Source organism: Rhizobium rosettiformans (assembly GCF_016806065.1).
Taxonomy (GTDB): Bacteria; Pseudomonadota; Alphaproteobacteria; order Rhizobiales; family Rhizobiaceae; genus Allorhizobium.
This window is the reverse complement of sequence record NZ_CP032405.1, coordinates 677,647-685,000: the sequence shown is the minus strand read 5'-3', so window position 1 is coordinate 685,000 and position 7,354 is coordinate 677,647. Positions and strand designations below refer to the sequence as shown.

3 protein-coding genes, 1 tRNA gene, 2 rRNA genes and 3 pseudogenes (1 of these 9 cut by a window edge) are annotated in these 7,354 nt (G+C 55.8%); 6 read left to right on the top strand and 3 right to left on the bottom strand.

Going from position 1 to position 7,354, the window contains the following annotated elements; translation table 11 throughout:
- The 3 genes from D4A92_RS03350 to D4A92_RS03340 all read left to right on the top strand — a co-directional run.
- A 23S ribosomal RNA gene (locus D4A92_RS03350) occupies positions 1-1,191 on the top strand; it begins 1,609 nt to the left of the window's first position.
- A 117-nt stretch (positions 1,192-1,308) separates the two neighbouring features.
- Positions 1,309-1,423 (top strand): 5S ribosomal RNA (gene rrf / locus D4A92_RS03345).
- Between the two features lie 176 nt (positions 1,424-1,599).
- Positions 1,600-1,676: transfer RNA gene (locus D4A92_RS03340), tRNA-Met, on the top strand.
- Positions 1,677-1,895: 219 nt separating this feature from the next.
- Here the strand turns inward: D4A92_RS03340 and D4A92_RS03335 are convergent.
- Positions 1,896-2,090: pseudogene (locus D4A92_RS03335) on the bottom strand (integrase core domain-containing protein); the annotation flags it as partial.
- Positions 2,091-2,153: 63 nt separating this feature from the next.
- Between D4A92_RS03335 and D4A92_RS03330 the strand changes: the two are divergent.
- A protein-coding gene (locus D4A92_RS03330) for an IS3 family transposase (RefSeq protein WP_203016721.1) occupies positions 2,154-3,301 on the top strand; the annotation gives its coding sequence in 2 pieces (ribosomal slippage) (positions 2,154-2,400 and positions 2,400-3,301; 1,149 coding nt in all).
- A 30-nt stretch (positions 3,302-3,331) separates the two neighbouring features.
- On the opposite strand, the pseudogene D4A92_RS03325 reads toward D4A92_RS03330, so the two are convergent.
- Positions 3,332-3,979, bottom strand: a pseudogene (locus D4A92_RS03325) (IS3 family transposase); the annotation flags it as partial.
- A gap of 67 nt (positions 3,980-4,046) precedes the next feature.
- Between D4A92_RS03325 and D4A92_RS03320 the strand changes: the two are divergent.
- Positions 4,047-5,099 carry an IS110 family transposase gene (locus tag D4A92_RS03320; RefSeq protein ID WP_203019825.1) on the top strand — a complete coding sequence of 351 codons (1,053 nt, stop codon included), beginning with the start codon at positions 4,047-4,049 and terminating at the stop codon, positions 5,097-5,099.
- Positions 5,100-5,338: 239 nt separating this feature from the next.
- On the opposite strand, the pseudogene D4A92_RS03315 reads toward D4A92_RS03320, so the two are convergent.
- A pseudogene (locus D4A92_RS03315) lies at positions 5,339-5,602 on the bottom strand (transposase); the annotation flags it as partial.
- Positions 5,603-5,823: 221 nt separating this feature from the next.
- On the opposite strand from D4A92_RS03315, the gene D4A92_RS03310 reads away from it, so the two are divergent.
- Positions 5,824-7,191 (top strand): hypothetical protein, encoded by a 1,368-nt coding sequence (locus tag D4A92_RS03310; RefSeq protein ID WP_203018093.1) that lies wholly within the window; start codon positions 5,824-5,826, stop codon positions 7,189-7,191.
- Positions 7,192-7,354 lie beyond the last annotated feature (163 nt).

The following is a 7,354-nucleotide window of genomic DNA, read 5'->3' as shown; positions in this document are numbered from 1 at the left end:
CGGCAAATTGCACGCGTAACTTCGGAAGAAGCGTGACCCCTTTATACGCAAGTGTAATGGGGTGGCACAGACCAGGGGGTAGCGACTGTTTATCAAAAACACAGGGCTCTGCGAAGTCGCAAGACGACGTATAGGGTCTGACGCCTGCCCGGTGCTGGAAGGTTAAGAGGAGAGGTGCAAGCTTTGAATCGAAGCCCCAGTAAACGGCGGCCGTAACTATAACGGTCCTAAGGTAGCGAAATTCCTTGTCGGGTAAGTTCCGACCTGCACGAATGGCGTAACGACTTCCCCGCTGTCTCCAACATAGACTCAGTGAAATTGAATTCCCCGTGAAGATGCGGGGTTCCTGCGGTCAGACGGAAAGACCCCGTGCACCTTTACTATAGCTTTACACTGGCATTCGTGTCGGCATGTGTAGGATAGGTGGTAGGCTTTGAAGCTTGGACGCCAGTTTGAGTGGAGCCATCCTTGAAATACCACCCTTATCGTCATGGATGTCTAACCGCGGTCCGTCATCCGGATCCGGGACAGTGTATGGTGGGTAGTTTGACTGGGGCGGTCGCCTCCGAAAGAGTAACGGAGGCGCGCGATGGTGGGCTCAGACCGGTCGGAAATCGGTCGTCGAGTGCAATGGCATAAGCCCGCCTGACTGCGAGACTGACAAGTCGAGCAGAGACGAAAGTCGGTCATAGTGATCCGGTGGTCCCGTGTGGAAGGGCCATCGCTCAACGGATAAAAGGTACGCCGGGGATAACAGGCTGATGACCCCCAAGAGTCCATATCGACGGGGTTGTTTGGCACCTCGATGTCGGCTCATCGCATCCTGGGGCTGGAGCAGGTCCCAAGGGTTTGGCTGTTCGCCAATTAAAGCGGTACGTGAGCTGGGTTCAGAACGTCGTGAGACAGTTCGGTCCCTATCTGCCGTGGGTGTAGGAATATTGACAGGATCTGTCCCTAGTACGAGAGGACCGGGATGGACATATCTCTGGTGGACCTGTTGTCGTGCCAACGGCATAGCAGGGTAGCTATATATGGAAGGGATAACCGCTGAAGGCATCTAAGCGGGAAACCCACCTGAAAACGAGTATTCCCTATCAGAGCCGTGGAAGACGACCACGTTGATAGGACGGGTGTGGAAGTGCAGTAATGCATGAAGCTTACCGTTACTAATAGCTCGATTGGCTTGATCGTTCTCATTGACCATGCTCATCGGCCCGGACAAAGCCGGGCGATGATGCCAAATACGTGTTCAAAACTAAAAACAGGAAATCCCTGTGCCAGCTTCTCAACAACATTGCCCTTAGCCGACCTGGTGGTCATGGCGGGGTGGCTGCACCCGTTCCCATTCCGAACACGGCCGTGAAACGCCCCAGCGCCAATGGTACTTCGTCTCAAGACGCGGGAGAGTAGGTCGCTGCCAGGTCTGCTAATGGCAATGTTGTCAGGTTTTGCAAAAGCAAATACCTCCGGTTTTGCATCGCAAATACCGCAATCTTCTCAACACAAAGTCGGCCCAAGCCGAAAACATCGGGCCGCAGCAAGCGGCCTTTTTTGCTTGCTAAAATCTCTCAAGCGCAACAAACATAGTTGCGCTCTTGGCGCGGGGTGGAGCAGCCCGGTAGCTCGTCAGGCTCATAACCTGAAGGCCGCAGGTTCAAATCCTGCCCCCGCAACCAGTTCCAGCATAAAAGTCTCACCGCTCCCATCTAGGGGGCGGTTTTTGCGTTTTTGGGCCGTCTCTGTCATCCGTAGGCGGTTTTGTGTGTAAAACGTGGAAGGCCGCTGGATCTGGCAGCCATGCGGCTTTGCCCGTATACGCGTTGGATCTGCACCAGATGACCTGAGACCCGACTTCCCTCCAAATTTCGGGAGAGTCTTGGGTTTTCAATCTGGCCTCATGCGGCCTGTTTTTCCATAGCCATTTTCATTGCGAACTCGCTGGGGGTGATATTGCCCAGCGACGAGTGGGGTCTGTTCCTGTTGTAATCCTCCTTCCATGCAGTGATGGCGGTGCGGGCCTGGGTGAGCGACGAGAACAGCGTCTCGTTCAGGCATTCGTCACGGAAGCTGCCGTTGAAGCTTTCGACGAATGGCCTGCTGCCGGTTTCTTGGACACCGAGTTAAGGTGCTTCCAATGAAACTGGAGTGCATTAATGCAACGAAGGAAGTTCAGCCGCGAGTACAAGCTTGAGGCGGTGAGATTGGTTCGAGAGCGTGGGGTCGGCGTTGCGCAGGCATCCCGCGATCTGGATGTTCATGAGAATGTCCTGCGCAAGTGGGTCAGGGAATATGGTTCGGACCCAGCACAGGCGTTTCCTGGTCAGGGACAGATGAAGCCTGAGCAGCTTGAGATCGAGAGGCTTCGGAAAGAAGTGGCCAAGCTGAAGGCGGAGCGTGACATCTTAAAAAAGGCCGCCGCCTACTTTGCGAAGGACGTGATATGAAGTTCGCGTTCATTGCAAAGCACCGTTCGATCTGGCCGGTGGCATGGCTCTGCGAAGCGCTGGGTGTATCGCGTTCCGGCTTTCATGCCTGGTTAAACCGGTCTCCGAGCCAGCATGCCCGGTATGACGAGGCTCTGCTCGACAAGATCAAGGACAGCTTCAAGGATAGCGACCGCACCTATGGCGCGCGGCGTGTCTGGCACGACCTCCTCGCCGAAGGCCTCTCCTGTGGCCTGCATCGCGTCGAGCGTCTCATGCGGGAAAATGCATTGAGAGCAAGGCCGAGACGGCGTGGCTTGCCGAAAGACGACGGTGAGCGCCCTGTCATCATGCCGAATGTGCTAGACCGACAGTTCGCGGCAGCAAGACCGAACCAGAAGTGGGTGGCCGATTTTACCTATCTATGGACGGCTGAGGGCTGGCTCTATGTGGCCGTCGTCATCGACCTGTTCTCGCGACGTGTTGTTGGCTGGTCGATGAGCACCAATATGACAGCCCAGCTCGTTACAGATGCGTTGATCATGGCCATCTGGCGCAGAGGCAAGCCAGATGCGCTCCTCCACCATTCGGACCAGGGTAGCCAATACACAAGCGAGCAGTTCCAGCGTCTCATGGCCGACCACGGCATCACATGCTCGATGAGCCGATCCGGCAATGTCTGGGACAATGCCGCGATGGAAAGCTTCTTCTCATCACTCAAAACGGAAAGGACAGCTCGCAAGGTCTACAGGACCAGGGACGATGCAAAGGCGGACGTGTTCGATTACATCGAGCGCTTCTACAATCCAAAGCGTCGCCATTCGACACTGGGCTACCTCAGCCCTATGGAATTTGAAAACAAAGTGGGATTAGCCTAACTCGGTGTCCGAAAAACCGGCAGCAGGCCAGAAGCCGTTCTGCATCGGCTTGCCTGGGGCGATGTAGTGCCATTCGACCTTTGTCTCCTGGCACCATTTAAGGATGGCCATGCTGGTCATCTCCGTGCCGTTGTCCGAGACAATCGTCTTCGGCTTTCCCCGTCTGGCGATGAGGCTATCCAGTTCGCGGGCAAGCCTTGCGCCTGACAGGGATGTATCGGCGACCAGGCACAGGCATTCACGGGTGAAGTCGTCGACGACGGCCAGTACCCGAAAGCGGCGGCCGTCGGTGAAGGCATCGCTGACGAAGTCCAGGCTCCAGCGCTCATTGGGGCGTGAGGGCAGAGCCAGAGGACGCCTTGTCCCCAAGGCCCGCTTTCTGCCACCACGCTTGCGCACCGTCAGCTTCTCCTCCCGATAGAGACGCCGAAGCTTCTTCAGGTTCATGACGATCCCCTGCCGGTCGAGCATGACGTGGATGCGGCGATATCCGAAGCGTCGGCGCTCAGATGCCACCTTCTTCATCGCCTCACGGATGGATGCATCGTCTGGCCGCACACTGCGATATCGCATGCTCGACCGATCCACCGACAAAACCTCGCACGCCCGACGCTGGCTCACTCCATGCTGCGCACAGACGTGAGCCACCGCATTCCGCTTCACATCGGGCGTCACCATTAATGGGATGGTCCGCCTCGTCCTCCTGCCGCATCATGAGGCGGTCAAACCAAAGGAGGTTGTTGCTATGCCTAAACGCAATGTACCGCGTCCCGCGGCGGTCTACGGGATTGATATTGGGAAGAACATCTTCCACGTCGTCGCATTGGAGAGCGACGGTACGGTCGTCCAACGCGTTCGGTTCCGACGGGACACGTTGCTTCAGTTCTTCCAGAGGGCAGCACCGGCGATCGTCGGGATGGAATCTTGCGCAGGGTCTCAGTGGATCGCGAGGAAGATCCAGGCACTCGGTCACAAGGTACGGCTGATCCCAGCCCAGTTTGTGAAGCCATACGTCAAGTCGAATAAGAGTGACATCATCGACGCGGAGGCGATCGCTGAGGCCGCCACGCGACCAACGATGCGATTTGCTGCACTCAAGACTGAGGAACAGGCCGACCTTCAAGCCCTGCACCGGGTGCGTGACCAGATGATCGGCACGCGGACGCGCCTGATAAACCAGATGCGGGCGTTCTGCCTCGAATATGGTGTGGCGCTACGGCAGGGTGCTGGTCTGTTCAAGCTCGACCTGCCCGAAGCTCTCAAAGATCCAGCAAACGATCTTTCGCCGGCAATGCGCAAACTGCTCGGCGAGCTGTTTGACGATCTGCGTCAGTTGGAAAAGCGGATTGCTGATGTCACGCGCGAGATCGAAGCAGTCGCTGATCGAGAGGATGCTGCACGTCGGCTCATGACAATCCCCGGGATCGGAGCTCTCGGTGCGACAGCACTGCTTGCTGCTATTGGAAACGGCAGACAGTTCCAGAAAGCGCGTGATCTGGCCGCATGGCTGGGCCTTGTGCCGCGAGAATATTCGACCGGAGGAAAGCAGAAGCTCCTCGGGATCAGCAAGCGAGGCAACCGGTATGTCCGTAAACTGCTGGTCCATGGTGCCCGATCCTGCTTCCGACACCTCGACCGAACAAAGGATCGACTGGGAAGCTGGCTGGATGGTCTTCAAGCCCGAATGCATCCAAACAAAGCTGTTGTCGCACTTGCCGCCAAAATGGCCCGGATAGTCTGGGTCGTCCTGACCAAACCTGGAGCGCTCTACGAACGCAGAGACCCTGCCTTCACCTGACGCTTTTGGTTCGATTGCAAGGCTCGGGAACAGTGATGACGAAACAGTGGATCAACATGCCGTAAGCCCTGTGCAAAAAAGCGGGCTTTCGTGCCCGAACCATTTATTGGGAACGGCGTGTGCGGATCTCATCATGGCCTGGCTGCAACCGCAGCCCACTCGCGAGAGGCCGGATACATTTATGCAACTGGAATCGTCATTTACGATGTCGCGAACCCTTGCACGGACGAGGCGGACCATACATTTTTTGCAGCGACATCCTTCAGGATCGCATTGTCCAGCATGGCTTCGGCGAGAAGCTTCTTCAGTTTGGCATTCTCGTCCTCAAGCGCCTTCAGCTTGCGAGCATCTGACACGTCCATGCCGCCATACTTCGCCTTGTATTTGTAGAAGGTTGCATCCGAGATGCCGTGCTTGCGGCAGACATCAACCGTCTTCGCGCCCGCCTCCTGCTCCTTCAATATCCCGATGATCTGTTCTTCTGTGAACCGTGAACGCTTCATTCGTCCGTCTCCCTCATGTGACGGACTCTACCAAATTCCGGAGGAAGTTCAGGGGCTCAGGTCAAACCCAACACAGCGTTGACGTGTTGGAGCAAATTCGGGGGCGGCATCCCGAATGGGTAAGTGGGCCTGACGAAAGAGACGACTTTAGCCATTGGATGGAAGTGCGTTCGGGACCCGATGGTGAAGCTGAAAAACTAGCCAACGTTTCAGAGGAGCGCTTGGTTGAAGAGGCTATGCGTCTTCAACGTGAGGATAACTTCCAGCAAGGCGACATCTGGCGGGTATTCTGTGCTGCCGACCCGGGTCGGGCCTTACGGGGTCTGCTGTCCGAAGCTGAAGGAAAGAATTGGAATTCCGAAGCATGGCGCAGTCTCATCAATGCGGCGATGAATGTCGAAGCGACCGACTTTCAAGAAAGGTTGGCCAACGCAGTTCTAGACATGCCAAATGCAACATTGTTGGAAATCTTGACACCTGCCACCCAATGGCTTGAGCGCAAGCGTGCAGCCATCGGACCGCATTTCCTTGCACTTTGGGACGAGATGGGGGCGTTGGCTTACCCAGAAACGGAAGCAGGTTCCGATGAGCCTGACGACGATTCCGATCTGATGTTTGAGGTTCTTAACCGACCGGGCGGGATACTTGCTTGGTCATTGTTGGATGCGCTAGGTGCATCGCAGCCGGCGAAAGACTCTGGCTTGCCTGAGAGTTTTCGTGATCGATTCAACCAGATGATAACCGCCGACGGACGTGCAGGATTGCTAGCGAGGGTCCTGATAGCCGAACGATTGAACTTTTTGCATTTTGTAGACCCAAATTGGACGTATCAGAACCTGATACCGAAGCTTGGATGGGATCACCATGAAGCAAAGGCGATGTGGCAGGGATATGCAAGAAGTCGCATCGGCGCAGCAAACGTTTTCAACCGGCTTAAGCCAGCCATGCTTGAAGCGATCGAAAAGCGAAAGCTGGGGGACAACGAACTACAAAGCATCCTTGCAAGTCTGGTCAGCGTCGCCATTTGGCACCATCGTGGCGAAGGTGCGGAATTCGAATTTGCAGATGCCGAACTGAGGCGATTGCTGACAATAGGGCCGTCAAGTCTTCGGAGTCATGTAAGTTGGATGCTTTGGCGTGTCATGTCAGATGTGGACGACAGCACAGACGATGAGCCGTCATCGCGGTCGAATTTATGGAATGAGGTTGTGGGCCCGCTGTTTTCCGCAATTTGGCCGCTAGATGCCAGCCTTCGTGATAAGCAAACATCACAAAACCTAGTCCACATGATCCTCGATTGCGGCAATGCAATGCCGAACGCCGTGGCGAGGGTTTCCGACTATTTGATCCCTTATCAATTGTATGAAATCTCTCATACGCTGCGGTTGGACGAAAAGCATGATGCAATGGTGGCACAATATCCTTTGCCGTTCATTCAGTTGGCTAACGTCCTAATCGACCCAGACGCCTATCCCGTGCCACGCGACCTCAGAAAATTGCTAGACGACTGTGCAGCAGCAGACCAAAGCGTGAAGCATGATGACGCTTACATCAGACTAGATGGTCTCGCACGTCAGGCCGGCGCGTAGTGTCTCCCAACAAATGCGTGCGACGATTCCCCAAGGCGAAGACGTAGCGGCGAAGATTTTCGCTGTTCCTTCGACGCTTTGCGATAGCCTGCGACGGGCGGTAATTTCCTGCTTTTCCTCGTCCGGTCTCTGGTTCTTACATGGTCTTTCCATCCGGGAAAGG

What these genes read in the sequence shown, in the direction of transcription:
- D4A92_RS03320 (WP_203019825.1), top strand. Translation starts at nt 4,047, where the DNA reads ATGCCTAAACGCAATGTACCGCGTCCCGCGGCGGTCTACGGGATTGAT.